The organism is Ruegeria sp. BHSC029, assembly GCF_059613085.1.
This window is the reverse complement of the sequence record NZ_JBXWRU010000002.1, coordinates 665,290-689,520: the sequence shown is the minus strand read 5'-3', so window position 1 is coordinate 689,520 and position 24,231 is coordinate 665,290. Positions and strand designations below refer to the sequence as shown.

Below are 24,231 nucleotides of genomic sequence, written 5' to 3'. Positions count from 1 at the left end.
GCTTGGCCATCTGCTCGCCGGTTAGCCAATAAAGGTCGCTCATGACACCGCTCCGTTTTTCGAGCCGTGAATCACGCAACGAAGCGAAAATCAATGCATCCTGACCCTAGAGCGTAGTGCGCAGAAACTGGACTTTGCAAAGTTCCGTCGATATCAATGCCAAAGATCTATGACTCCTACTACAGGATGCTGGCTGCCGTAGGCATTCCTGATTAGCGCCATCAATTGTAGATCGGCCGCCCGTCATCAAAATCAAGCAGCCTGTGGTGGCGCAGCACGTACAGCGGGTGTGCTTGCCCGTATGGAGTGATTGTGCCTGATCATTTCGGCAGACGCTGCATTCCAACGTGATCGGCAACTTTCTCACCAATAAACTAATTCTGCCTCAGGTGATCAGAATGCTGATCCGACTGATGTCCCAAATTCAAACATATCTGTCCCAGTACGACAAGAAAGTCACCCGTGTTTCCATCAAATTGATTGTCAGAAGGCGGACACGAAGGACGCCACTGCCAGAAAGGTTGGAACCATGACAAACGCAAAGAAAACCACTCTACTTTCCACTCTCGCCGCCGCTATGCTGCTGACGCTGCCTATGTCCGCTCAAGCTGACTATGTCGCCGAGAAAGCCGTTAAAGGTGCAGTTGCAGGGGCGGTGGTAGCTGAAGCCACTGGGGGCGATGCGGCTCAAGGCGCAGTAGTTGGAGCCACCGTCGGAGCCGTTGCCGGAGCCGTGCAAAAGAATGATTTCGAAGATCGCCATGACAACTACGACAATAACGGCCATGGAAACGTAAAGAACCACCACGAGAAGCGCTGATTTCCGGTGCACAGAGAACACCTGGAAAGGTTTACACCTTCCAACCTGGGTCAGAGTTTTCTGACCTTCTGCCTCAAACCCGGTTGGGACAAATCCCGCCGGGTTTGTTGCTATCTTGGGGGGTAGAAACCCAAGTAGCTACAGTGCTTTCATATAGTCTCGGGGGCTTACGCCAGCCCATCGGCGGAAGGCCGTTGAAAACGCCGCATGATCTCCATAGCCAAGGTAGAAAGCGATTTCTGAAATGCTGAGACCATCGGCCAGATAGGTCTTGGCGAGGTCGAACCGAAGATCCTCAACCACCTCGCGAAAGCTGGTGTTTTCTGTACCGAGTTGGCGGGTCACCGTGCGTCGACTCAAACCAAGTTCCACAGCAACCTCGTCAGCTGACAGAACATGACCGGGGAGACGCTCGATGATGAGTTTTTCGATCCGGGCGCGAAGGCTGTCCATCCCATATAGGATTTCTATTGCGGTTTCCTATCAGCGGCTACTCTATTGCGTTTTGAAATGTTGCGGTAAGCCGTTTGTTCAAACCGTGATGAGGTTCGGCTGAAGAACCGTAGTGCAACTCAGCCAAAGCAGCGATGTCATTGAAAATGACTACGGAGCCGCCTTCTTCATTCGCGTAAACCAATAGTTTTTGGCAAAATGCATCCAAACCAATTGCCGGAAAGCCCGCCATAGCCACGCCACCGGGTGCTGGTCCGCCGAACAGTAAAAGTACCGCCTCCGGCAGGTCCACCCCCAGTTGGGACGCTTCGGTCGCAAAATCGATTTCACCGAACCAGACAGTATCGTCCTGCCCCATGACAGCTGTCCTGAGACGTTCGACTGCCTCTGGTACGCTGAGCAGAGTTTGCAGTTCGATGATCCCGTAGTCGGCAAACAATCCGTTGGTCGGCGCTGGTGTCGCATCCAAGTCGTTTAGAACTTCGAGCATCTTGCTCTGAAACGCACTCAACGAAGAAGCGTCCGTGAGCCCATGCCGGACTTTGAGAAATTGAGAGTCTGTGTAGGCGATCTGTGGACTACCATCCTGATCGAAGGAAAGAACGCGAAAAGGAAGGTCCAGACCTGCTCGCACGTTCTCTTTCAGAATGGGCGTGTTTATCTCTGGATCAGAGAAAAGGAGCACACGAGACGCTGGCATTTCTACTCCTTCGACTTTGGCCAGTCGCGCGTGATCTATCGATGCGATTGGCGTAGCTCCCGCTTCTTCAACGGCAGTCTCAAGCACTAAGAAGTTTTCGTCCACCGCACTCTGGGCAGATGACGATTGTGCAAGAACCGATGTCGAAATTGATGAAGTTGCAATCATGGAGAGAACAAAGAAAAACCACAGCATCTTATCACTTCCTGTTTCATCGTGCTTTTTTCAGTGAAACCGCCGCCAGAGCTGCAAAAGCTATCTCGGCCGCAAGATAAAAGAGAAGTATCCCGTTCGGAACTCCATCGATAAGAATGCTTAGTATGCGTCCAACGGCCAGTCCCGACATAAACAAAAAAAGAACCCAAAGCGCCGGTCGTTGTAGATCTGGTTTCACCACGGCCGCTAACCAAAACAAAGCGTTTGCCAGGTAAAGTCCCATAATCGCACGGAAGACATGCGTCTGGTTCGTTCCTTCCACCGAAAATCCCAGCAAAACTGGGATCGAACTGCTTGGCATCAGACCGTATGATAACGCGATTGGCATGAGACCGACGGCAGCAAGCAGAAGGACCAATCTAGCACTCATGGAGGACTCCTTCTCGTAGAGGTTTCGCTTTTTTGCGAAATTCCTAGTCGGTTTTTTGGGGCATCCGAAGTTCCGAACCGGATGCCCACGCTGCGGTGAGAAAGGCGAATTGCAAGCCTCGCTTCTTCTACTGAGAGATGCCGCCTTCGGTTGATGTCTGTTCTTCAACATGGTCTTGATTGGCTACCGGCTTCCCCCGCGGAGGGAACTCCTCGAAGGTAGCGAGATGCGCCTGCACTAGTCGGGCGGCTGGACCGAATGCCCACATTTTCTCGCCCATCCAGCGGACGTACATCCCGCTTTCCTCCGCAGCTTTCTCGTAAGGATCGCGGCGAAGGTTGAAAAGCAGCGGGGCGACCAACTCTTCCTTCGGGCCTGACCAGCCGTGGTTTTGAACGACAAAGTGCGCTTTCCAATCGTTGTAGCGTACGGCTTGGAGATCCGTACCCTGATAATAAATCAGCTCGCGGCGATTGCTCTCTGCATCCTCACCCGTCAGGTAAGATAGTTGATTGTAGCCATCGAGGTGTACTTTGTACCCTTCATAACCCTCTAAGAGTTTTTCTCTTAGGTCTGTGGGGCCTCCCGCCGCGGCTACAAGTGTTGGCATCCAATCCATGCCGCTGAAGATACCGTTCAAAACCTGTCCTTCAGGGATTTTGCCAGGCCAGCGAATAATCGCAGGAACCCTAAAGCCACCTTCCCAGGTAGTACCCTTTTCCCCATGAAACGGTGTCGTACCTCCATCGGGCCACGTCAGTGTTTCCGGGCCATTGTCGGCGGTGAACATCACTATGGTATTATCGGCAACTCCCAGATCCTCAAGGTGGCTGAGAACGTTACCAACGTTGTTGTCCAACTCCTTCATGACAACATCCTGAAGTCCGCGCCCATTGCCCAACATATCTTCGTATTCGGGGCTGAGGTGAGTCCAGACGTGTGCACGGGCTGGAGCCATCCAGACAAAAAACGGAGTGTCCGACTCTACTGCACGAGAAATGAAGTCCTTCGTGTAAGATGTCACTTCGTCATCCAAAGTCTTTTGGCGCTCAGGAGGCGCAGGCCCGTCATCAATAATGCGCTGCTTCCCGACTTTTCCAAATCGCGGGTCGACTGTTTCGTCTACTTCCTCTGTTGCAAATGAATGAATGATGTTGCGAGGCGCAAATTGCGCGTTGAATTCTGGGTCGTCTGGCCAATCCGGATCAGACGTATATTCCATAGCATTCAGGTGGTAGAGCCAACCCCAATACTCGTCGAAACCTTTTGTAGTCGGTAGGAACTCATTGAGGTCGCCTAGGTGGTTTTTTCCAAACTGCCCCGTCGTATACCCCAACTTTTTCAGGAACATCGGAAGCGTTGGGTCATCTGGGTTTAAACCTATCGGATCACCCGGCAGTCCAACCGTGTGCATACCAGTCCGTATTGGCAATTGTCCGGTCATGAAAGCTGATCGACCGGCAGTACAACTTGGCTCGGCATAATAATCTGTGAGACGAGCACCCTCTGACGAGAGACGATCCAAGTTCGGCGTCTCGATGCTTTTGACACCTCCATGGTAAACGCCGACGCTCGCCCAACCTACGTCATCTGCCATGATGACAAGAATGTTGGGCGGGGTATGTTCGTCGGCCCAAGCTCCAGTGAAAGCAAAGCAGACGGCACCCGTTACTGAGATAAGCTTGTTCATTAAGACCTCCCGGCTTGGTACTTCTTTCCAACCATAGAAAAAACATCGGCTTAGAGGAACGGTCTGATTTGTTAGCTTTTTGGGCTCAGCACCTTGGTGCAAGAAATTTCTTCGGCCGCAAAGTCCGCATCTCAGAGGGTGCAAAGCTCATAGTGAAGGTCCGCTTCGGGCTGATACCAGTAACTCCGCTGAAGTGACATTCGTATCCTCAACGATTGAACCAAGCCGTCGTGTTGTAGAGCTATTTGTCCACAAAAACTTGATCAACCATTTGAAGCTTGACTTAACAGCGCATCGCGCCATCCGATAACTGATGCTACGTAACTTGTTCCTGACAATTGTCGCAATTGCCTCTCTCTTGGCAACTCCTGTCGCGTCTGAGAAAATTGAAGTCGATCTGGAACTGGCCCTTCTTGTCGATGTTTCAAGGTCGATGACTGAGCGAGAACTCGAGATTCAGCGGCAGGGTTACGCCGCAGCCTTGATGTCGGATGAAGTCTTCGCCGCTGTTCAGTCGGGCCCTTTGCAACGGGTGGCTTTGACATACGTCGAGTGGGCGGGAACACAAGACGTTATTGTTGACTGGATGCTGTTAGAAACGCGCGCTGATCTGAATGAGTTTGCGGGTGTTCTGACCACGCGTTTCGATCCCGCCTTGCGCCGCACTTCAATCTCTGAGGCCCTGATCTTCGGTGCAAGGATGATCGAAGGGAACAAATTCGAAGGTCTGCGTAAAGTTATCGACGTATCTGGCGACGGGCCTAACAATCAGGGTCGCCCGGTTTTGCAAGCCCGTGAGGCAGTATTGTCGAAGTCGATCACCATAAATGGGTTACCGCTGATGACCCGTGAAGGTATGGGGAGTCAGTGGCACCTCGACGATCTTGATGTCTACTATCAGAACTGTGTGACGGGCGGACCTGGTTCATTCGTAATCCCGGTGCTTGACTGGCAAGGCTTTAAAGAGGCCGTACGACGAAAATTGGTTCTGGAAATTGGGTCAGCGCCAGCAATAGGAGAGGCTATGAAGGCGCAATACATCGGACCCTCAGACTATGACTGCCTGATTGGCGAGAAGATCTGGGAACGGAACCAACAAATCTGGAGCGAACCCTAGACGCGGCCTTTGCATCAACCACCCGAGGTTCGATACAAAAAGTCAGCAGCAATTTTCTGAGGAAAACTAGCGTTCTGTGCTTTCAATAGAAATGCACAGATGGTGGCAAATCTTCAACACAGTGTGAGTAGACAAACTTATTGACATCGATTTGCACGAGCCGAGTGAAATTTGCACGCTTATGGGTAATTCGCATTCAGAGATTTAGTGGCTGGGGTGGTAGGATTCGAACCTACGATACACGGTACCAAAAACCGCTGCCTTACCACTTGGCTACACCCCAACGGTGAGCGGCTATCTACGATTGTTGGTGACGGTGTTCAAGTGCTTTCCCGCAAAAAATCGAAACCCGTGAAAATTTTTTTGCGGGCGATCTATTTGGTCTCCAACAGCACCGCTCCGGTTCGGTTTCCGGCCTCGACCGCGCGGTGTGCGGCGGCGCATTCTTCCATCGAATAGACCTTTTGGATCGGGCATTTCAGCGCGCCGTCGGTCAGCGCTTGGTGGAGGTTCGCAACCGCTTCGTTGCGCAGATCGGTCGGCAGCAGATACACCAGAACCATTTCCAACGTCACCGATTTGAACATGAGCGGGTAAAACGGAAGCGTCGGCGTCATATTCTGGGCCGAGCCATACGCATTGATTCTGCCGCTTTCGGCGATAACTGCCACGTTGGTTTCGACGTTTTGGCCAAACTCCACATCGACGATGCGATCGACCGGAAGCCCTTGATTGGCGTCTAGGATCTGTGCCGGCAAATCAGGCGCCGTGTAATTCAGTACCGCATCGGCTCCAGCCTTTGTCACACGTTCGAAGTTGCGTGGACTGGCTGTGGCCAGCACCTTTGCTCCGCCCCATTTGGCCAACTGGACGGCGAGGAATCCGACCGTCCCTGCACCGCCGTGAACAAGCAGGGTTTTACCCGATACCGGGCCTCCGGAAAACACGGTGTGGCTGGCGGTCAGGCCGGGAATCCCAAGAACGGCACCGGTTTGCAGCGCGACCGTGTCGGGCAGGTGAACCGCCTGTTCCGAGGGCAGGGTGATTTCGGTTGCGGCCGTCCCGAAAGCACGGCCCCACTGGCCGTTCCAGATCCAGACCCTTTGACCTACCCGCGAGTCCGGAACCCCTGGTCCGACAGCAGAGATGACACCTGAACCGTCGCTGTGCGGCACGATTACCGGGAAAGGCGGCTTGGTGATCCCGGGCCGTGCCCCCGCACGTGCCTTCACGTCCGAAGGGTTCACTCCGGAATAAGCCAGCGCAACGGTCACTTCGCCCGGGCCCGGGGGTGTATCCGGTAGTTCTTGAATGGACAGAACATCGGCGGCGGGTCCAAATGTCTGGTAGGTGACGGCTTTCATGGCGGCTCCGGTTTGTCGTGTCGTGACGTTCACCCTATCGTCGCGGGCCAGGAATGCTAGCCTGTCAAAAAACCATGGGAGATCAGAGTATGAAGGCATTGCGCACACCGGACGAACGGTTCCAAAATCTGCCCGACTATGATTTCGCACCCAACTACCTTGAGGTGGATGATACTGAAGGCGGCGCGTTGCGGGTCCACTATCTGGACGAGGGGCCGCGCGCGGCAGCTCCAGTACTGATGATGCACGGCGAGCCCAGTTGGTCTTATCTGTACCGTCACATGATCCCGCCAGTCGCCGCCGCGGGTCACCGGGTCATCGCTCCGGACCTTGTGGGTTTCGGCAGATCCGACAAACCCGTCGACCGCGACGAATATACCTATGCGCGGCATGTCTTCTGGATGGGTGAGGTCCTGCGTCAACTCGATCTGCGGGACATCACCCTGGTCTGTCAGGACTGGGGCGGATTGATCGGGTTGCGCCTGTGGGCCGAGATGCCAGACAGGTTCGCCCGGGTCGTTGTCGCCAACACGGCCTTACCAACCGGGGACCAGCCCTTGGGCGAGGCGTTTGCCGCCTGGCGACAGTTCAGCCAGGAGGTGCCGGATTTCCGCGCCGGTCGCATCGTCTATGGCGGAACGGTTTCAAAGCTGTCCGAGGCCGAGGTCGCCGCCTATGACGCGCCGTTCCCTGACGATCGTTACAAGGCGGGGGCGCGACAGTTTCCGATGCTGGTGCCTGACCGCCCCGACGACCCCGAGTCGGAACCGAACCGACAGGCTTGGAACGTTATCCGCGGTCTGCAAACCCCTGTCCTGACGGTTTTTGGTGCTGAGGACAGGATCATGGCCGGGGTGGATGGGGTTTTTCAGAAACTTTGTCCTGGTGCAGCGGGACAGAACCATATTGTGCTGCCGAAAGCCGGTCACTTCCTTCAGGAGGACGTGCCCCAGGAACTTGCGGAAACGGTTCTGGCCTTCATCCGCGAGACGGCTTGAGCAGGGGTCTCATTCCCGGATTTCGTCGGGCTCCACGCCCCAAAGATTGCTTTTGAGGGTCCAGCCGCGATAGCCACCGGCCGAAATGCGGCACCAATCCACCGTGCAGGTACCCAAGCGGGCCACGACGCCTGTTTCGAAATGAGCGTTGACCGGGGATTTGGGGTCGGGGCTGGCGTAGACCGGCAGCATGTCCGATTCAATCAGAACCGTGCGAACACCTGACAACAGAGCGTAGTGGACCCATCCGCCGGCCCCGTCGCGATCCTGAACCTTGCGCCAGTTGCCGTATTCGGCCGTCACCTGAAGTGGCATGCTGCGGCGCTTGAACACCCAATCGACGCGATGAGTCAGCGAAGGGCCGCGGCGTACGTTCGCCTCGGCCGCCTTCATCGACACGTAGCGCGGCAAAGGCAGGTTCGTCACCTGCCCACGTTTTTCCTGCGCGTGCGCGATTGCGCCTGTCAGGAACAGAAGCGTGATTAGAAATGCCAGAACTGGGCGTTTCGCCCTCAAGAAAGCACTCACTGCCTGCCCGCTGATTTGCCTGTCTGCCGTGTTTCAAAAAAGGTTGGAGCGATGCCCATGGGGTTCTTGTGCCCCGACTGATCCTGCGCCACGATGCCATGACGCGCATCGGAATGCAAAGCGGTAGGAGGGCTGAAGTGCCAAGAGAACGTCTGAGTGTTGTTGTAACGCGACGGTTGCCCGAAGTGGTCGAGACACGTCTGAGCGAGTTGTTCGACGTCCGTTTGCGGGACACCGACACACCGATGACGCGCGACGAGTTGGTCGAGGCGGTCAAACAGGCCGATGTGCTGGTTCCGACGATCACGGACACGATCGACGCGGGTGTTTTGGGCCAAGCCGGAGAGCGGCTGAGGCTGATTGCGAATTATGGTGCCGGTGTCGACCATATCGATGTCGCGACGGCGCGTCAGCGCGGCATCCTGGTCTCGAACACGCCGGGTGTTCTGACCGACGATACCGCCGACATGACGATGGCGCTGATCCTTGCCGTAACCCGTCGGATTCCCGAGGGTCTGTCGGTTATGCAAAAGGGGGACTGGACCGGCTGGGCGCCGACGGCATTCCTTGGCGGGCGGATAGGAGGCCGGCGTCTGGGCATTCTGGGTATGGGGCGGATCGGACAGGCCGTCGCGCGCCGCGCCCGGGCCTTCGGAATGCAGGTCCACTACCACAACCGCCGCCGGTTGCGTCCCGAAATAGAACAGGATCTTGAGGCGACCTATTGGGAAAGCCTCGATCAGATGGTGGCGCGTATGGACGTGATCTCGATCAACTGCCCGTCAACGCCGTCTTCATTTCATCTGATGAACGCGCGGCGCCTGAAGCTGATGAAGCCGACGGCGGTCATCGTGAACACGTCGCGGGGCGAGGTGTTGGACGAAAACGCGTTGACGCGGATGATCCGGGCGGGCGAGATCGCCGGGGCCGGGCTGGACGTCTACGAGCACGGCACTGACGTGAATCCTCGACTTCGGCAGCTGCCGAATGTCGTGCTGCTGCCGCATATGGGGTCGGCGACGCTCGAGGGGCGCATCGAGATGGGCGAAAAGGTCATCATCAATATCAAGACGTTTGAAGACGGGCACCGGCCGCCTGACCAGGTCGTTCCCGCGATGCTGTAAGAACACGCCAAGGCATACGGGCTCCTGCTGTTTGCAAGGCAGAGCTTTGCCGTCTTTGGCGGTCGTCCCCGCACATGGTTGCGGGGCAGTACGGTGCCGTGCACTGTCAGAATCAGTATTTGGATAAGGAGGTTTATTATGTGCTCCAATTGGTTCCCTACTGTTGTGGCCTGCGCGCTGACCCTGGCGAGCCCAGTGTTTGCCCAGCAAACCGCCGATGAGGTCGCGCCCGAGGGTGCATCCGACGGCCAGGTTCAGGCCTTGACCGACGAGGTGATCGCCGCGCTGAAGGCCAAGGCCGACGGTGTGCCCGTCAAAGCTAAAACCTGGATGGTTGCGGCGGCCAACCCGCTTGCCGTCGAGGCGGGTGCCAAGATTCTGGCTGCCGGTGGAACGGCAGCGGATGCAATGGTCGCCGTTCAGGTTGTCTTGGGCCTGGTCGAACCGCAGTCCTCGGGTTTGGGCGGGGGTGCCTTTCTGGTCTGGTACGACGCGGCCAGCGGACGCCTGACCACCTTGGATGGGCGAGAAACCGCGCCGAGAGAGGCAAGCCCGACCCTGTTTCAAGACGAAAACGGCGAGCCGCTCAAATTCTTCGACGCGGTTGTTGGCGGGCTTTCGGTCGGGACACCCGGCACGCCTGCATTGTTGGAGGAAGCCCATCGGCGCTGGGGGCGTAGCCCCTGGCCCGGTCTGTTCGAGGATGGTATCCGATTGGCCGACGAGGGGTTTGTCGTTTCACCCCGGCTGGCGGGCTTGATTCAGGCCGACGCTGAACGTCTGGCACGCTTCCCGGACACGGCCAACTACTTCCTGCCGGGCGGCGAGCCGCTGGCCCAGGGTCAGCGCCTCACCAACCCAGACTATGCCGAAACCCTGCGCGTTCTGGCGTCCGAAGGGGCTGCAAGCTTTTACGGAGGAGAGATCGCGGCTGACATCGTGCGGACTGTCCGAAACGCTCCGGGTAACCCGGGGGTTCTGTCCGGAGTTGATCTGGCGTTGTATCAGGTGATTGAGCGCGAGCCGATCTGTGCCACCTATCGCAGCTATGAGGTCTGCGGGATGGGTCCGCCGTCCTCGGGCGCGCTGACGGTTGGGCAGATCCTTGGCATTCTCGACAATTACGATTTGGCGGGGATGGGTCCCGAAAGCGCCGAAGCGTGGCGGCTGATCGGCGATGCCTCGCGCCTGGCCTTCGCGGATCGCGGTCGCTACATGGCCGACAGTGATTTCATTCCGATGCCGACGCAGGGCCTGATCGATCCGGCCTATCTGGCCGAGCGTGCCGCGTTGCTGAATGACGCTGGGGCATTGACCGAGGTTGCGCCGGGAAATCCTGAGTTTGACCACGCGCTGAACTGGGCCGACGATGCTTCGATCGAACTGCCGTCGACGTCCCATATTTCGATCGTGGACGCCTATGGAAACGTGCTTTCGATGACCACGACAATCGAGAACGGTTTTGGTTCGCGTCTGATGACCAACGGCTTTCTGCTGAACAACGAACTGACCGACTTTTCCTTCCGGACCCACAGGGACGGGGTTCCGATTGCCAACCGGATCGAACCGGGCAAACGCCCCCGTTCCTCAATGAGTCCGACGATTGTCATGCAAGACGGGTCTCCGATTCTGGCGATCGGGTCTCCGGGTGGCAGCCGGATCATCGGTTATGTCGCAAAGTCTATCATTGCCTGGGCGGACTGGGGTATGGACGTCCAGCAGGCGGTCGCCCTTCCTCATCTGGTGAACCGTTTCGGGACCTATGATGTCGAGGTCGGCACAAGCGCCGAAGGCTTTGCGGACATGTTGGGCGAGCTGGGCTTTGAAGTGAACGCGCGGGATCTGACCTCGGGCCTTCATGCCATCGAAATCCGCGACGGTCTGCACGGCGGAGCCGATCCCCGTCGAGAAGGGATCGCACTGGGCGAGTGATCACGTCGGAGCGTATGGGTATTGCTCCTGTGGCGTGGGCCTTCTAGTCATTGTCTGGGCCTGCGCCACTGCGCCAAGGGAGGGTTGCCATGGTTGAAGCGACAGCATTGTTCCGCAATGCGGCGGGGATCGACACCGCCATCAGCATTCTGAAACAGCGGTTCGGGGACCGGTTGCAGACCGGCGCTTCGGTCCGCGAGCAGCACGGGCACACCACGACCTGGATTGAAAACCAAAGCCCGGACGCGGTGGTCTTTCCCAATTCGACCGAAGAGGTCTCGGACATCGTCAAGACCTGTGCGGCGCACAAGGTTCCCGTGATCCCTTTCGGCACCGGAACGTCGCTGGAAGGCCACGTGAACGCGCCGGCCGGCGGCGTTTGCATCGATCTTGGCCAGATGAACCGGGTCTTGGCCGTGAACGAAGGTGATCTGGATTGCGTCGTGCAGCCCGGGGTCACCCGCGAGGATTTGAATACCCATCTGCGCGACAAGGGGCTGTTCTTTCCGATTGATCCCGGAGCCAATGCCTCATTGGGCGGGATGGCGGCGACCCGAGCGTCGGGTACCAATGCGGTTCGCTATGGAACGATGAAGGACAATGTCCTGAGCCTCGAGGCGGTTATGCCCGATGGCAAAATTATCCGTACCGGTCACCGGGCCAAAAAATCTTCGGCCGGCTACGATCTCACCCGCTTGCTTGTCGGTGCCGAGGGCACGCTGGGCATCATTACCGAACTGACTCTGAAACTGCACGGCATCCCCGAGGCGATTACCTCGGCCCGGTGTTCTTTCCCGACGGTGGATGCGGCCTGTCAGGCCGTGATGACGACCATTCAATTCGGCGTTCCGGTTGCCCGGATCGAACTGCTGGACGCGATGTCGGTCAAGGCGGCCAACGCGTATTCCGGGCTGAAGCTGCCGGAAACGCCGTTGCTTCTGCTCGAGTTTCATGGCTCGGAGGCCGGCGCAGCGGAGCAGGCCGAAACCTTTGGCGAAATCGCCGAGGATTTTGGCGGCACCGGCTTTGTCGCTACGGCCAGCACGGAAGAAAGGTCCAAGCTCTGGCAGGCGCGGCACGACATGTATTGGGCGTCCCTCCAGCTTCGGCCCGGAGCGCGTGGAATCTCGACGGATGTCTGCGTCCCGATCTCGCGCTTGGCCGAATGCGTCACCATGGCTCAGGACAAGGCAGCCGAGTTGGACCTGCTGGCCCCGGTCGTCGGTCATGTCGGGGACGGAAACTTCCACACGCTGGTGCTGATAGACATGGACGATGCCGACGAAGTGGCGCGGGCCAGTCAGTTTGTCGGATGGCTCAATGATCTGGCGATCTCGATGGACGGGACCTGCACGGGTGAGCATGGAATCGGGCAGGGCAAGAAACCGTATCTGGTCCGGGAACTTGGGGATGCGACCCGGTACATGGCGGCGATCAAGGCCGCGCTGGATCCTGACAACATCATGAACCCCGGCAAGATCGTCTGACCAGGCCGGGAAAGCGCACGCAACCATCGGCTGTTGGTGCGTGCCTGTTCGCGGATTCGCGTCCCAACTTGTACGGCAGGTCGGTTTTGCACTGTTTTGCGTCGGATGGACTTGGCGCTGATTGGTCTCGTTCGGCATAAACCTTGCCAAACAGACTCAATCCGGAGAGCGGGCGTATGAAAACCCAAGTCAAAGCACTGGTCGTCGGCGGCGGCGCCGTTGGGACCTCGATAGCCTATCACCTGGCCAAGGCGGGCTGGGATGATGTCATGCTGATCGAGAGGGACGAGTTGACCTCCGGTTCGACCTGGCACGCCGCGGGTTTGCTTCCGCTGTTCAACATGTCCTATGCGACGACCCATATCCACAAATACTCGGTGGATTTCTACAAGACGCTGGAAGAGGAAACCGGCCTGAACGCCGGGTTTGCGGTGGTCGGAAACCTGCGCATGGCGCAGACGCAGGACCGCATGGATGAGTTCATGCTCTATGCCTCGACTGCCGAGACCTGCGACGTCAAATATGAATGGTTGACGCCCGAGCAGATCAAGGATCGCTGGCCGCTGATCGAAACCTCGGATCTGAAAGGCGCGCTCTACCATACCGAGGACGGTTACATCAATCCGGCCGACGTGACCCAGGCGATGGCCAAGGGTGCCCGTCAGCGCGGTGTCGAGATCGTGCGCAAGATGCAGGCCGATGCCTTCCATTGGAACGGAACCCATTGGGAAGTCACCTGCACCAAGATGGTCGAAAAGGGTGGCAACCTTGTCCCGAGTGACGAGCAGGTGGTCATCACCGCCGAGCACGTGGTGACCGCTTCGGGAAACCATGCCCAGCGTACCGCCAAGCTGCTTGGCATCAAGATGCCCGCGATCCCGGTCGAGCATACCTTCATTGTCATGGACAAGGATCCGGAACTGGTGAAATGGCGTGAAGCCGGCAATCCGGAACACCCGGTCGTGCGCGACGCCGACAACGAATCCTACGCACGCGAAGAGCGCGGCGGCTGGATCCTCGGCATCTACGAGCACGGTGCCCCGGCACGTTTCGAATACGGTGTGCCCGACAGTTTCCGCGCTGATCTATTCCCTCTGGATCTCGACCGGATCGCCGATCAGTACATGGCTATGGCCGAGCGTGTCCCGTCCTGTGCCGAGTCCGGCCTGAAGGACGATTTCAACGGTCCCATCTGCTATACGCCTGATGGCAACCCGCTGGTCGGCCCGGCGCCGGGCCTGCGCAATATGTGGCTGGCCGAAGGGTTCAGCTTTGGCATCACCGCCGCCGGCGGCACCGGCTATTATCTGGCGCAGATGATGGTCGATGGCGAAGCCGAGATCGACATGGCCTCGCTGGACCCCAAACGCTATTCGTCCAACTGGATGACCACCGAATTCGCCGCGCGCAAGAATGAAGAGTGCTACGAGCACGTCTACATTCTGCACCACCCGGACGAAGAGCGCGAGGCCTGCCGTCCGTTGCGCACCGTTCCGGCTTATGATCGTCAGAAAGCCCGTGGCGCGCAGTTTGGGTGGGTTAACGGTTGGGAACGCCCCAACTATTTTGGCCCGGTCGATGCCTCCGACAACTTCGACAAGGAAAGCCGCAGTTTCCGCCGTGGTGGATGGTGGCAGTATGCCGTCGAAGAAGCCAATGCGATCCGCAACGGTGTCGGCCTGATCGACGCGTCAGCCTTCACCAAGCATGTCGTCAAGGGCCCCGGCGCCACGCAGTTCCTCGACTGGTTCACCTGCAACAAGCTGCCCAAGGTCGGCCGCATCAACCTGACCTATGCGCTGACAGACCACGGCACCACCCGCACCGAATACACCATCGTGCGGCTGAAAGAGAACGAGTACTACCTCGTCTCGGCCGGTGCCTGGACCGAGTATGACGCCGACTTCCTGCGCAAGGCGGCCGAGGACAAGATGGACGAGTTCGGCTACATCGAGATCCAGGACGTGACCACCCAGTGGGGCGTCTTTGCCATCGCCGGACCGAAATCGCGCGATGTGCTGAAAGAGGTCATCAAGGACGCCGAGCCGGAAACCGCCCTGTCGAACAAGCGCTTCCCGTGGCTGTCGGCACGTCAGATCGAACTGGGCATGTGCCCGGTCAACGCGATCCGCGTGGCCTATACCGGCGAGCTGGGCTGGGAACTGCATCATCCGATTGAGATGCAGAACTACTTGTTCGACCTTCTGGAGACAGCCGGCGAGAAGCACGGCATGAAGCTGGTAGGTGCCCGCGCCCAGAACTGGCTGCGGCAGGAGAAATCCTATCGCGCCTTCGGCACCGAACTGGGCCGCGACGCCACCCCGCTCGAGGCCGACCTGCCGCGTTTCGTCGATCTGGACAAGGAGTTCCACGGCAAGGACAAGCTGATCGAAACCGGCGTACGGGTGAAATGCTGTACCCTGCTGATCGACGGGCCCGAGGATGCCGACCCGTGGGGCCGCGAGGCGCTGTATACGCCCGAAGGTGAGCGCGTGGGGCGTCTGACCTCGGGCGGGTATTCGGTGGCTTTCGAGAAATCCATCGGCATGGGTTATGTAAAGCCCGATCTGGCCGTGGAAGGCACCAAACTGAAGGTCAAAATGCTGGACCAGCTGTGGGATGCGGTCGTGACGTGCGACAGCCCCTATGACCCCAAGAACGAGACCATCCGCAAGGACGGTTGATCGGACAGAGGCCCCGGACAACTCCGGGGCCTTTTTTTGGCTATGCGCTGAGTTCGTCGAAGCACTCCAGCGCCTTGGCTGCGTACATCATCGACGGACCGCCACCCATCTGGATCGCCATGGCCAGAACGTCCGAGAATTCCTCACGCGAAGCGCCCGCCTTGACCAGTGTTTCGGTGTGCAACGAAATGCAGGGTTCGCACCGTACTGCGATGGACATGCCCAAGGCGATGAACTCCTTGGTCTTGAAGTCCAGTGTTCCGCCTTCCTTGACCGATTTCCCGAGCGCGCCGAAAGCGCGGGCGGTATCCGGTATGGCTCCGTTCAGGTTTCGCAATCCGCTGCGCGTTTCAGCAAGCTTGTCTGACCAGGTCATGTCTTGTGCCTCTTTTACATATTGCATCTTGCATATGTATCAGCGGCGTCGGAACGGCTTTGATCTTGATCAGATCGAGGGCTTTTCTGCGACAAAAGCCAGATTGTTCGCAGGCATTGGAACCACTCCGACAACCCGCAGCCCTGTGCTTTCCAGATAGTTGCTGATCTGGCTGTCGTCCTTGTAGCCGATCTCGGGGTCTTGCCGGGTCAGGTCGGCATGAAAGCGTCGGTCGCCGTCGCTGATCAGCTTGCCCTGGCGCATGAACGGTCCGTAGAGAACGAACCGCCCCCCGGGGCAAAGGGCCAATGCGGCCTCGGACAGAACATTCCGGGCTTCTTTCCAGCTGATCAGATGCAGCAGGTTGATCAGAATGATAAGGTTCTGGTTGCCAAAGTTTTGGTGCCACCCGGGCAGGGTTGCGTCCAGCTCGACGGCGGGAAGGATGTTTGGCAGGCCCTCCGCATAGGCGTCGATGCTGGCCCGGCGGGCGGGATCGATCTCGCTCGGCTGCCAAGTGAGGTCGGGAAAGATACGGGCAAATGCGGCGACGTGTTGGCCCGTACCGCTGGCCAGTTCCAATGCGTTTCCAGTTGCGATGGGCATCTCAGCCAGCAACGCGCACAAGGCGTCCGTATTTCGGCTGGCCGCAGGAGCGATCATCTTGGCGCCGTCACCCTGAGAGGCGACGCTTGCCGTCGGAGGCAGTTTCCGCCCGCCCATCAGCGTAACCGGGACACGGAAAGCGCGGAGACCATCGCGGCATCCAACTCGGGCGCGCGGCCCAGCGCAAGATCAGCAACCAATCGCGACGCGGCCGGGGCGGTTTGAAACCCGTACCCTCCCTGACCGGCAGACCAGACAAAACTTTCATCCGACGGGTCGGGACCCAGAACAAGCGTGCCATCCGGGGCAAAGCTGCGCAGCCCGGCCCAATTGGTCTCGACACGGGTGACCGGGCTGGTCACCATTTCTTCGTACCGGGCCAGGCCCTTGGCCAGCACCATATCGTCGGCATAGGCGTCATGCGGTTCGACCGGGTCGGCCTCGGACGGTGACACCAACAGCTTGCCGGCATCCGGTTTGGCGTACCAGGTCTCACCCGCGCCCAGCATCATCGGCCAGTTTTTCACATCATGGCCCCCGGGTGCTGGCAGTCGGGCCATGGAACGGCGGCGCGGCGTGATCCCGATCGGTGCGATCCCGGCCATCGTTGCGACCTCGTCGGCCCAGGCACCAGCGGCATTGACGATGGTGCGCGCCTGAAAGACCTCGGTCGCTTCCACCAGCCAATTGCCGTCCTTGCGGATCCGCGTCACTTTTTGGCGGGTCAGTACCGATCCCGCATTGGCGCGAATGATGCGGGCAAAATCCTGCAGCACTCGGTCGGTGTCGATGTCATACGCGCCCCCACTCAGCGCCGCGTACGCGACGGTTTCCGGGTTAAGGACCGGAACACGCACCAACGCATCGGCGACCGAGATTTCGGCCATTCCCAGCTCGCTCAGGTCTTTGCGGAACTGGTCGGCCTGATCACTTTTGGCCACCAGCATCAACCCGCGCGGGGTCAGATACTCGTTCGAAAAAAAGAACTCGGCGCTGGCCTTGTTCAGAGCCACGACCGAAGGTGGGCCATAACCTTTTTCGAACAATGCCGCCGATCGCCCCGAGGCGTGATAGCCCAGCGCGTCCTCGGCCTCGAGTACGGTTACCGATCCATGCTCGGACAGACGCGCGCCGGCGCTTAGGCCGGCAATGCCGCCGCCGATGATCAGAAAATCAATCACTGGACCTCCTCCAGCCGGTCCGTCGCCGGTGGCGGTGTCTGGCTGAGCGCCGTGATGCGGGCATAGAGCTCGGCCGGTAGGTCGAACGTCAGAGCAGCCAGCGACGGTGCCAGCTGTTCGGCAGATCTGGCCGATATGATCGGCGACGGGGCAAACGGGCTGGCGGCAACCCAAGCGACGGCAAGCGTCGCCGGATCCACGCCAGCCTGATGTCCCAAGCGGGCCAGCTCGGCAGCTGTTTCGGCCATCCACTCAGCTCCATAGCGGCTGGCATATCGGTCATCTTCGGACAGCCGGCCGGCTGCACTGCCACGGGAATACTTTCCGGTCAGCAATCCGCCACCCAGCGGCGAGTAGGCAAAAACCGAGATGCCTTGATCCGCACACATTGGCAGGATCTCGACCTCGGCCTGCCGCTTGACGAGGCTGTACATCGGTTGCAGCGCGTCGATGGTCAGGTCGAAATCCGCGGCGACGCGCACGGCTTTCATCACTTGCCAGGCTGCAAAGTTGGACAAGCCGACATAGCGGATCTTGCCCGCATCTTTGAGCTGGGCAAAACACTCCATCGTTTCGGCAAGATCGGTGTCCGGATCGAACCGGTGCAGGTACAGCAGGTCGACCATGTCCTGACCCAGACGTTTGCGGGACATGTCGAACTGCGCACGGATGTTGGCCGCGCCGGCGCCGCCTGTGTAGCCCGCTTTGGTGGCGATCATCAGCTGCTCGCGCTGAGACGCGATCATCTGGCCCAGCAACGTTTCCGACGTACCGTCGGTATAGACATAAGCTGTATCGAAATGCGTGATGCCGGCCGCGCGACAGGCGTCGAACATGGCCCGGCTTTGTTCGGCATCGGCGCGGCCCCCGAACTGCATCGTGCCAAAGGTGAAACGGCCAATGTCAGTGCCGTCGGGATTGGAAAGCCTGAGTGTCATGAGAGTGCCTGAAATGAGCCCGACGAACGGGGGTCTTTGATCAATTGTCGTCCCAAGTTTTAATCAGGGTTGAATTTGAGCATCAACCCTTCCAAACATTCACAACCAAAAATGCAGGAGGGCAGGGTGACCACCGCAGACCTACACCCAATGGCCACAGGGCACATTCCGTCATATGTGACCCAGGCGGATGGCAGCGATTTTCTTTTCAATTTCATGGTGATCTTCACGGTTGGTCTGATCCTGCTGATCGGTGTCGCGTATTTTACGTTGCACTCGATCCCCGAGAAGATGGCCCATGAAAACAACCACCCGCAGTTTCAGTTGGTTGGTATCCTGGCGTTGTTGGCCCTGTTTACGCACAACGGGTTATTCTGGGTTGCCGCCATCCTGGTTGCAGGTTTTCAGTTTCCTGACTTTGCTGCGCCCCTGCGCGCGATTGCAGATGCAATTCGGTCACTGGCACCCGGGGCGTCTCCTCCGCCCGCCGAGCCGGACCCTGAGCCCACCGCTCCGCAGGAGCACTGACGCATGATCGAAACATTTCTGTGCGCACTGGTCACCGTTCTGCCCGACTTTCTGTTCCGACGCTTCGTTCAGGGAAAACGGATAGGCCACGAAATCACGCTGTTCACCATGTGGTACGAACTGCGCTGGGGGCTGACCGCCTGCGCGATCCTTGCGCTGACGGTGATTACCACGCTGTTCTACTTCCATCCGGCAAGCAAAACGGCGGCGTCCTATTTCCGGACCGTGACGATTCTTCCGCAACTGGGTGGGCGCGTTTCCGAGGTCTATGTCACCAACAACCAGATGGTCACCGCGGGTCAGCCGATCTTTCGTATCGAGGATTTCACCCAGCGCGCGCAGGTCGAAGCCGCACATGCCCAGATTGCTCAGATACAGGCCTCGCTGAAGGTCGCGCAAACGGATCTGGCCGAGGCCGAAGCCGGCATTGCAGGCGCGCAGGCGGCGCTGGCGCAGGCGCTCGAGGATTTGGAGCGCAACACCACCCTGCGCGATCAGGGATCCAGCGCAGTCCGCCTGACCGAGATCGAGCGACTGGAGAACCTTGTCGCCGAGCGCGAGGCAAAGGTTCTGGCCGCGCAATCCCAAAAGGCGGCCGTTGTTCAGAAGATCGAAGAACTGATCCCTGCCCAGTTGGCGAGCGCAGAGGCGCAGCTGGATGCCGCTCTGGCCGAATTGGACAAGACGACAATCAGCGCCGGTGTGACGGGCCGGGTCGAGCAGTTCGGGCTGCGGGTCGGCGATTTTGTCAGCCCGCTGATGCGCCCGGCGGGGATTCTGGTTCCGACGGATTCCGGCCGCGACCGGTTTCAGGCGGCTTTCAACCAGATGTCTGCGCAGGTGATCAAACCGGGAATGATCGGAGAGCTGGGCTGTATGACACGGCCATTCACGGTGATTCCGGTCGTTGTGGTCCAGGTGCAGGATGTGATCCCTTCGGGGCAGATCCGGCCCACCGACGAATTGCGCGACGTTCAACAGAACACAACCCCCGGATCAATCCTCGTGTATCTCGAGCCGCTTTATGAAGGGCTGGCCGACAAGGTCCCCCCGGGCAGCAACTGTCTTGCCAATGTCTACACCGACAATCACGACAGGCTTGAACACGAAGATCTGGGATTCTGGGAAAGGGCATTCCTGCATGTCGTGGACACGATCGGTGTGGTTCATGCGGCAGGCTTGCGATTGCGTCTGATCCTGATGCCGGTGAATACGCTGGTTCTAAGCGGTCACTGATGGCGCGAACGTGAGTGCTCTCGCGCTATTGTGTCTGGAAATGGCGCCTGTCCCCGGTTAACTGCCGCACATGTTTGATGCGCAAATCCGCCCGATTATCGACCCGGCCCTGAACGCTCAGGGCCGTTTTCTCGCGCGGTTGGGCTTTACGGCAAACCAGGTGACGCTGATAGGGCTGGCTCTTGGTTTGGTCGCAGCGGGCCTGATCGTGGCTGGCGCGACGTACTGGGCGTTGGTGCCTTTGCTGCTGTCGCGCCTCGCGGATGGCCTGGACGGTGCCGTTGCGCGTGCCCGGGGCGGCACCGATTTCGGTGGTTATCTGGATATCACCTGCGACTTTCTGTTCTACGGCGCGATCCCCTTCGCATTTATTCTGGCTGACCCGGCCTCCAATGGCGTGGCCGGTGCTTTCCTTCTGCTGTCCTTCTATTTCAACGGCACCAGTTTCCTGGGCTTTTCGCTGCTGGCCGATCGGCACGGTTTGAAGACCGACGCCAGAGGGCAGAAGGCCCTGTATTTTTCCGGTGGGTTGCTGGAGGGGGCCGAAACGATTGGTTTCCTTGTTCTTGTGTGTCTGGTGCCAGATGCGTTTGCCGCCTTGGCGTGGATATTCGGCAGCTTGTGTTTCCTGACCGCCACATCCCGGATCGTGTTGGCAGCGCGCAGTTTCGGCAACCGTTCCGGGAACTGAAAAAGCCCGCCGTTTCCGGCGGGCTTTGGGTTTGTTGACAGTACATGTCCCGCTTATTGCGGGATGTCGCCTTCCAGTCCTTCGACATAGAAGTTCATGCCGGCCAGAGTGCCGTCATCGGCCACTTCGCCCTCGGCCAGCCAGGCGCTGCCGTCTTGCTTGTTCAGCGGCCCGGTGAACGGGTGATAGCTGCCATCTGCAATCGCGGCTTTCAGGGCCAGCGCCTCTTCCTTGACGTCGGCCGGAACGGCGTCGGAAATCTCGCCAATTTCAACCATGCCTTCCTTGATGCCGTCCCAGGTGTTCACCGACTCCCAGGTGCCGTCCATCACGGCCTGGGTGCGCGCGATGTAGTAGGGCGCCCAGTTGTCGATGATCGAGCTGACGCGCGGCATCGGAGCATATTCGCTCATGTCCGAGGCCTGGCCGAAAGTGATCACGTTGCCGGCTTCTTGTGCGGCCGCCTGTGGTGCGGTCGAGTCCGTGTGCTGCAGGATCACGTCTGCGCCCTGTTCGATCAGAACCTTCGCCGCGTCGGCCTCTTTCGCCGGATCGAACCAGGTGTAGGCCCAGACGATCTTGAACTCGACATCCGGGTTCACCTTCTTGGCGTGGATGAAGGCCGAGTTGATGCCGCGGATCACTTCGGGGATCGGGTACGAACCGATGTAGCCGATGATGTTCGACTTGGTCATCTTGCCGGCGATATGACCTTGGACAGCGCGACCCTCATAGAAACGCGCCGAGTAGACCGACACGTTGTCGGCGGTCTTGTAGCCCGTGGCGTGTTCAAATTTCACGTCCGGGAATTTCTTGGCCACGTTGATGGTCGGGTCCATGTAGCCGAACGAGGTGGTGAAGATCAGGTCAGCGCCTTCCAGCGCCATCTGGGTCATGACGCGCTCGGCATCCGGGCCTTCGGGCACCGATTCCACGTACACGGTTTCGACCTTGTCGCCAAAGTGCTTCTCGACGGCCTGACGGCCCTTGTCGTGTTCATAGGTCCAGCCGCCGTCGCCCACCGGGCCGACATAGACGAAACCGACCTTTGTCTTGTCCTCGGCCACGGCGCCCGTGGCAAGGCCAAGTGCCATGGCGGCGCTTGCCAGAAGTGAAGTGAATTTCATTTAGTTACTCCCCAAGTTGGTACAGTTGGCCTCTAGTGCGAGGCGTGGAAGGTCCGGCCCAGTGAGGCAGGTGCGCTGCTCTTGTCGGCCGAAAGGATCACAAGCACAAGGATCGTGATGATGTAGGGCGACATTGCCAGATACTCGACAGGTATGGCAACGCCCGCTGCCTGCAGATTAAGCTGCAAGACCGTGATTCCGCCAAACAAATAGGCACCCAGCAAGGCACGCCACGGTTTCCAGCTGGCAAACACCACCAGAGCCAGAGCAATCCAGCCGACTCCGGCGGTCATGCCTTCGGTCCACTGAGGGACCCGGATCAGGCTGATATATGCACCGCCAAGCCCCGCACAGGCCCCGCCGAACAGGATCGCCATAATGCGGATCTTGATGACCTTGTAGCCGAGAGCATGCGCGGCATCGTGGTTCTCACCCACCGCACGAAGGATCAGCCCGACGCGGGTGTATTTCAGAGTGGCCCATACCGCTGCCGTCAACGCGATCCCGACATAGAGGATCGGATCATGTTGGAACAGGATCGGGCCGATGACCGGAATATCGCTGAGCAGCGGGATATGGATGTCCCCCATGCTGGGCGGTTTGATGCCCACATAGCTTTGGCCCAGAAGTGCACTGAAGCCCAAGCCAAACAGCGTCAGCGCAAGACCGCTGGCCACCTGGTTCGCCAGCGCGAACTGGGTCAGCAGAACGAACAGCAACGACAGCAGTGCACCGCCAACGGCCGCCGCGACGAAACCCAGCCATGGCGAGCCTGTCTCGACCGAGATCGCAAATCCGCTGATTGCGCCCACGATCATCATGCCTTCGACGCCGAGGTTCAGAACGCCGGCCTTTTCGACGACAAGCTCTCCGATCGCCGCAAGCAGAAGCGGTGTTGCGGCAACCATCAATGAGGCCAGCAAAAGAACAGGATTAATTTCTCCAAGGTCCATGGTCACGCCACCTCGCTACGGGCCGCACGGATGCGGTAGTTGGTCAAAAGATCGAAGGCCAGCAGGAAGAACAGAAGCATTCCCTGGAACACCTGGATGGCCGCAGCGGGCAGCCCCAGCTGGGATTGTGCGATTTCGCCACCGATATAGGTCAGCGCCATCAGGCCGCCGGCCAGCAGGATGCCCACCGGGTGCAGACGGCCCAGAAACGCCACGATGATCGCGGTAAAGCCGTAGCCCACGTTGAAGTCGATGCTGACCACGCCGGACGGGCCCGAGACCTCGAACATTCCGGCAAGACCGGCCAACGCGCCCGACAGCCCCAGGCAAAACAGGATCAGCCGGGGGGGATTCACGCCGGCAAATCGTGCCGCGCGCGGAGCTTCGCCTGTAAGGCGGATGTGAAACCCCAGCATGTGCCGGTTCAGCAGGACATAGGCAAAGATCACCGCGACAAAGGCCGCGACGACGCCCCAGTGCATGCCTGTTCCGGCAAACAGTTCGGCATTGTGGGCACTTTCATAGGACTGCAGGTTGCGCGAGCCGGGAAATCCGAATCCTTCGGGGTTTTTCAGCAGACCCAGCGACATCGAGGCCAGAAACTGCTCGGCCACGTAAACCAACATCAGGGAAACGAGAATCTCGTTGGTGCCGAACCGAACCTTGAGCAAGGCGGGGATCATCGCCCAGATCCAGCCGCCGAACGCGCCGGCGATCACCATGATTGGAAAGACGTACCACGCATCCAGCGGGTAGAAGGCCAAGCCGGCCGCGGCGCCGAAGATAGCGCCCATGATGTACTGGCCCTCGGCGCCGATATTCCAGATGCCGGCGCGGAAGCCCAGCGACAGACCGATGGCGATCAGAACCAACGGTGCGCCCTTCACCAGAAGTTGCGGTCGGTAGTAGAATGAGAACTCGCCGAACAGGGGTTCCCAGAAGATGGTTCCGATTGCTTCGACCGGGTTCTTGCCCAGAATTGCAAACAGCAACCCGCCGAAGACCATGGTCGCCAGCACTGCGACCAGAGGGGTGGCATAAGACCACGCTTTGGACGGCTGTGGCCGTTTCTCCAACACTATCATTTGCTCATCCCCCCAAAGTCTTCGTCT

The 24,231-nt window shown here is 58.9% G+C and carries 23 protein-coding genes and 1 tRNA gene; 10 read left to right on the top strand and 14 right to left on the bottom strand.

Going from position 1 to position 24,231, the window contains the following annotated elements; genetic code table 11:
* Positions 1 to 529 precede the first annotated feature (529 nt).
* Complete coding sequence (locus AC2FML_RS07065; protein WP_496782534.1) at positions 530 to 820, top strand: YMGG-like glycine zipper-containing protein; 291 nt, start codon at positions 530 to 532, stop codon at positions 818 to 820.
* Between the two features lie 138 nt (positions 821 to 958).
* Here AC2FML_RS07065 and AC2FML_RS07060 read toward each other — a convergent pair whose 3' ends face one another.
* The 4 genes from AC2FML_RS07060 to AC2FML_RS07045 all read right to left on the bottom strand — a co-directional run bounded on the left by AC2FML_RS07060 (position 959) and on the right by AC2FML_RS07045 (position 4,249).
* Entirely contained in the window at positions 959 to 1,273 is a 315-nt protein-coding gene (locus AC2FML_RS07060) for a helix-turn-helix domain-containing protein (RefSeq protein WP_496736980.1), read from the bottom strand.
* A gap of 37 nt (positions 1,274 to 1,310) precedes the next feature.
* A complete protein-coding gene (locus tag AC2FML_RS07055; protein WP_170443620.1) occupies positions 1,311 to 2,168 on the bottom strand; it encodes a DUF302 domain-containing protein in 858 nt (285 codons plus the stop codon).
* A gap of 16 nt (positions 2,169 to 2,184) precedes the next feature.
* Positions 2,185 to 2,559, bottom strand: coding sequence for a DUF4345 domain-containing protein (locus AC2FML_RS07050; RefSeq protein WP_170382456.1), 375 nt, complete (start codon positions 2,557 to 2,559; stop codon positions 2,185 to 2,187).
* 127 nt (positions 2,560 to 2,686) lie between these two features.
* A complete protein-coding gene (locus tag AC2FML_RS07045; protein WP_170382458.1) occupies positions 2,687 to 4,249 on the bottom strand; it encodes an arylsulfatase in 1,563 nt (520 codons plus the stop codon).
* Positions 4,250 to 4,562: 313 nt separating this feature from the next.
* Here AC2FML_RS07045 and AC2FML_RS07040 point away from each other — a divergent pair, with 313 nt between their 5' ends.
* Complete coding sequence (locus tag AC2FML_RS07040; protein ID WP_496782532.1) at positions 4,563 to 5,366, top strand: DUF1194 domain-containing protein; 804 nt, start codon at positions 4,563 to 4,565, stop codon at positions 5,364 to 5,366.
* A gap of 208 nt (positions 5,367 to 5,574) precedes the next feature.
* Here AC2FML_RS07040 and AC2FML_RS07035 read toward each other — a convergent pair.
* Both AC2FML_RS07035 and AC2FML_RS07030 read right to left on the bottom strand, forming a co-directional pair.
* Positions 5,575 to 5,649 (bottom strand) — tRNA-Gln (locus tag AC2FML_RS07035).
* A gap of 91 nt (positions 5,650 to 5,740) precedes the next feature.
* Positions 5,741 to 6,730 carry an NADPH:quinone reductase gene (locus tag AC2FML_RS07030; protein ID WP_496782530.1) on the bottom strand — a complete coding sequence of 330 codons (990 nt, stop codon included), beginning with the start codon at positions 6,728 to 6,730 and terminating at the stop codon, positions 5,741 to 5,743.
* An 89-nt stretch (positions 6,731 to 6,819) separates the two neighbouring features.
* Here AC2FML_RS07030 and AC2FML_RS07025 point away from each other — a divergent pair, with 89 nt between their 5' ends.
* Positions 6,820 to 7,728, top strand: coding sequence for a haloalkane dehalogenase (locus tag AC2FML_RS07025; RefSeq protein ID WP_496782528.1), 909 nt, complete (start codon positions 6,820 to 6,822; stop codon positions 7,726 to 7,728).
* 9 nt (positions 7,729 to 7,737) lie between these two features.
* Here AC2FML_RS07025 and AC2FML_RS07020 read toward each other — a convergent pair whose 3' ends face one another.
* Positions 7,738 to 8,223 carry an SH3 domain-containing protein gene (locus AC2FML_RS07020; protein WP_496782554.1) on the bottom strand — a complete coding sequence of 162 codons (486 nt, stop codon included), beginning with the start codon at positions 8,221 to 8,223 and terminating at the stop codon, positions 7,738 to 7,740.
* A 170-nt stretch (positions 8,224 to 8,393) separates the two neighbouring features.
* Between AC2FML_RS07020 and AC2FML_RS07015 the strand changes: the two genes are divergently transcribed.
* The 4 genes from AC2FML_RS07015 to AC2FML_RS07000 all read left to right on the top strand — a co-directional run bounded on the left by AC2FML_RS07015 (position 8,394) and on the right by AC2FML_RS07000 (position 15,483).
* A complete protein-coding gene (locus AC2FML_RS07015; RefSeq protein WP_170337463.1) occupies positions 8,394 to 9,380 on the top strand; it encodes a 2-hydroxyacid dehydrogenase in 987 nt (328 codons plus the stop codon).
* Between the two features lie 138 nt (positions 9,381 to 9,518).
* The gene (ggt, locus tag AC2FML_RS07010; RefSeq protein WP_496736973.1) at positions 9,519 to 11,312 is read left to right on the top strand and encodes a gamma-glutamyltransferase; all 1,794 of its coding nucleotides are present in this window, start codon (positions 9,519 to 9,521) and stop codon (positions 11,310 to 11,312) included.
* Between the two features lie 89 nt (positions 11,313 to 11,401).
* Positions 11,402 to 12,799 carry an FAD-binding oxidoreductase gene (locus AC2FML_RS07005; RefSeq protein ID WP_170390686.1) on the top strand — a complete coding sequence of 466 codons (1,398 nt, stop codon included), beginning with the start codon at positions 11,402 to 11,404 and terminating at the stop codon, positions 12,797 to 12,799.
* A 176-nt stretch (positions 12,800 to 12,975) separates the two neighbouring features.
* Complete coding sequence (locus tag AC2FML_RS07000; protein WP_496782526.1) at positions 12,976 to 15,483, top strand: GcvT family protein; 2,508 nt, start codon at positions 12,976 to 12,978, stop codon at positions 15,481 to 15,483.
* A gap of 40 nt (positions 15,484 to 15,523) precedes the next feature.
* Here AC2FML_RS07000 and AC2FML_RS06995 read toward each other — a convergent pair whose 3' ends face one another.
* The 4 genes from AC2FML_RS06995 to AC2FML_RS06980 all read right to left on the bottom strand — a co-directional run bounded on the left by AC2FML_RS06995 (position 15,524) and on the right by AC2FML_RS06980 (position 18,584).
* A complete protein-coding gene (locus AC2FML_RS06995) occupies positions 15,524 to 15,859 on the bottom strand; it encodes a carboxymuconolactone decarboxylase family protein (RefSeq protein WP_170362836.1) in 336 nt (111 codons plus the stop codon).
* A gap of 69 nt (positions 15,860 to 15,928) precedes the next feature.
* Positions 15,929 to 16,582 carry a DUF938 domain-containing protein gene (locus AC2FML_RS06990; RefSeq protein ID WP_496782524.1) on the bottom strand — a complete coding sequence of 218 codons (654 nt, stop codon included), beginning with the start codon at positions 16,580 to 16,582 and terminating at the stop codon, positions 15,929 to 15,931.
* Complete coding sequence (locus AC2FML_RS06985) at positions 16,582 to 17,646, bottom strand: NAD(P)/FAD-dependent oxidoreductase (protein ID WP_496782522.1); 1,065 nt, start codon at positions 17,644 to 17,646, stop codon at positions 16,582 to 16,584. The genes AC2FML_RS06990 and AC2FML_RS06985 overlap by 1 nt, the downstream gene beginning before the upstream one ends.
* On the bottom strand, positions 17,643 to 18,584 hold the full coding sequence (locus AC2FML_RS06980; RefSeq protein WP_496782520.1) for an aldo/keto reductase: 942 nt from the start codon (positions 18,582 to 18,584) through the stop codon (positions 17,643 to 17,645). The genes AC2FML_RS06985 and AC2FML_RS06980 overlap by 4 nt, the downstream gene beginning before the upstream one ends.
* A 126-nt stretch (positions 18,585 to 18,710) precedes the next feature.
* Here AC2FML_RS06980 and AC2FML_RS06975 point away from each other — a divergent pair, with 126 nt between their 5' ends.
* From AC2FML_RS06975 to AC2FML_RS06965, 3 genes are all read left to right on the top strand, one after another.
* On the top strand, positions 18,711 to 19,112 hold the full coding sequence (locus AC2FML_RS06975; RefSeq protein WP_409233602.1) for a hypothetical protein: 402 nt from the start codon (positions 18,711 to 18,713) through the stop codon (positions 19,110 to 19,112).
* 3 nt (positions 19,113 to 19,115) lie between these two features.
* Complete coding sequence (locus tag AC2FML_RS06970; protein ID WP_170337786.1) at positions 19,116 to 20,348, top strand: HlyD family secretion protein; 1,233 nt, start codon at positions 19,116 to 19,118, stop codon at positions 20,346 to 20,348.
* Positions 20,349 to 20,418: 70 nt separating this feature from the next.
* A complete protein-coding gene (locus AC2FML_RS06965; RefSeq protein ID WP_170362846.1) occupies positions 20,419 to 21,039 on the top strand; it encodes a CDP-alcohol phosphatidyltransferase family protein in 621 nt (206 codons plus the stop codon).
* A 53-nt stretch (positions 21,040 to 21,092) separates the two neighbouring features.
* Here the strand turns inward: AC2FML_RS06965 and AC2FML_RS06960 are convergent, their stop codons facing one another.
* The 3 genes from AC2FML_RS06960 to AC2FML_RS06950 are packed head-to-tail and all read right to left on the bottom strand — an operon-like array spanning position 21,093 to position 24,204.
* On the bottom strand, positions 21,093 to 22,166 hold the full coding sequence (locus AC2FML_RS06960) for a BMP family ABC transporter substrate-binding protein (protein WP_170337473.1): 1,074 nt from the start codon (positions 22,164 to 22,166) through the stop codon (positions 21,093 to 21,095).
* Between the two features lie 32 nt (positions 22,167 to 22,198).
* A complete protein-coding gene (locus tag AC2FML_RS06955) occupies positions 22,199 to 23,119 on the bottom strand; it encodes an ABC transporter permease (protein WP_170337474.1) in 921 nt (306 codons plus the stop codon).
* 2 nt (positions 23,120 to 23,121) lie between these two features.
* Entirely contained in the window at positions 23,122 to 24,204 is a 1,083-nt protein-coding gene (locus AC2FML_RS06950) for an ABC transporter permease (protein WP_170337475.1), read from the bottom strand.
* Positions 24,205 to 24,231: the final 27 nt, after the last annotated feature.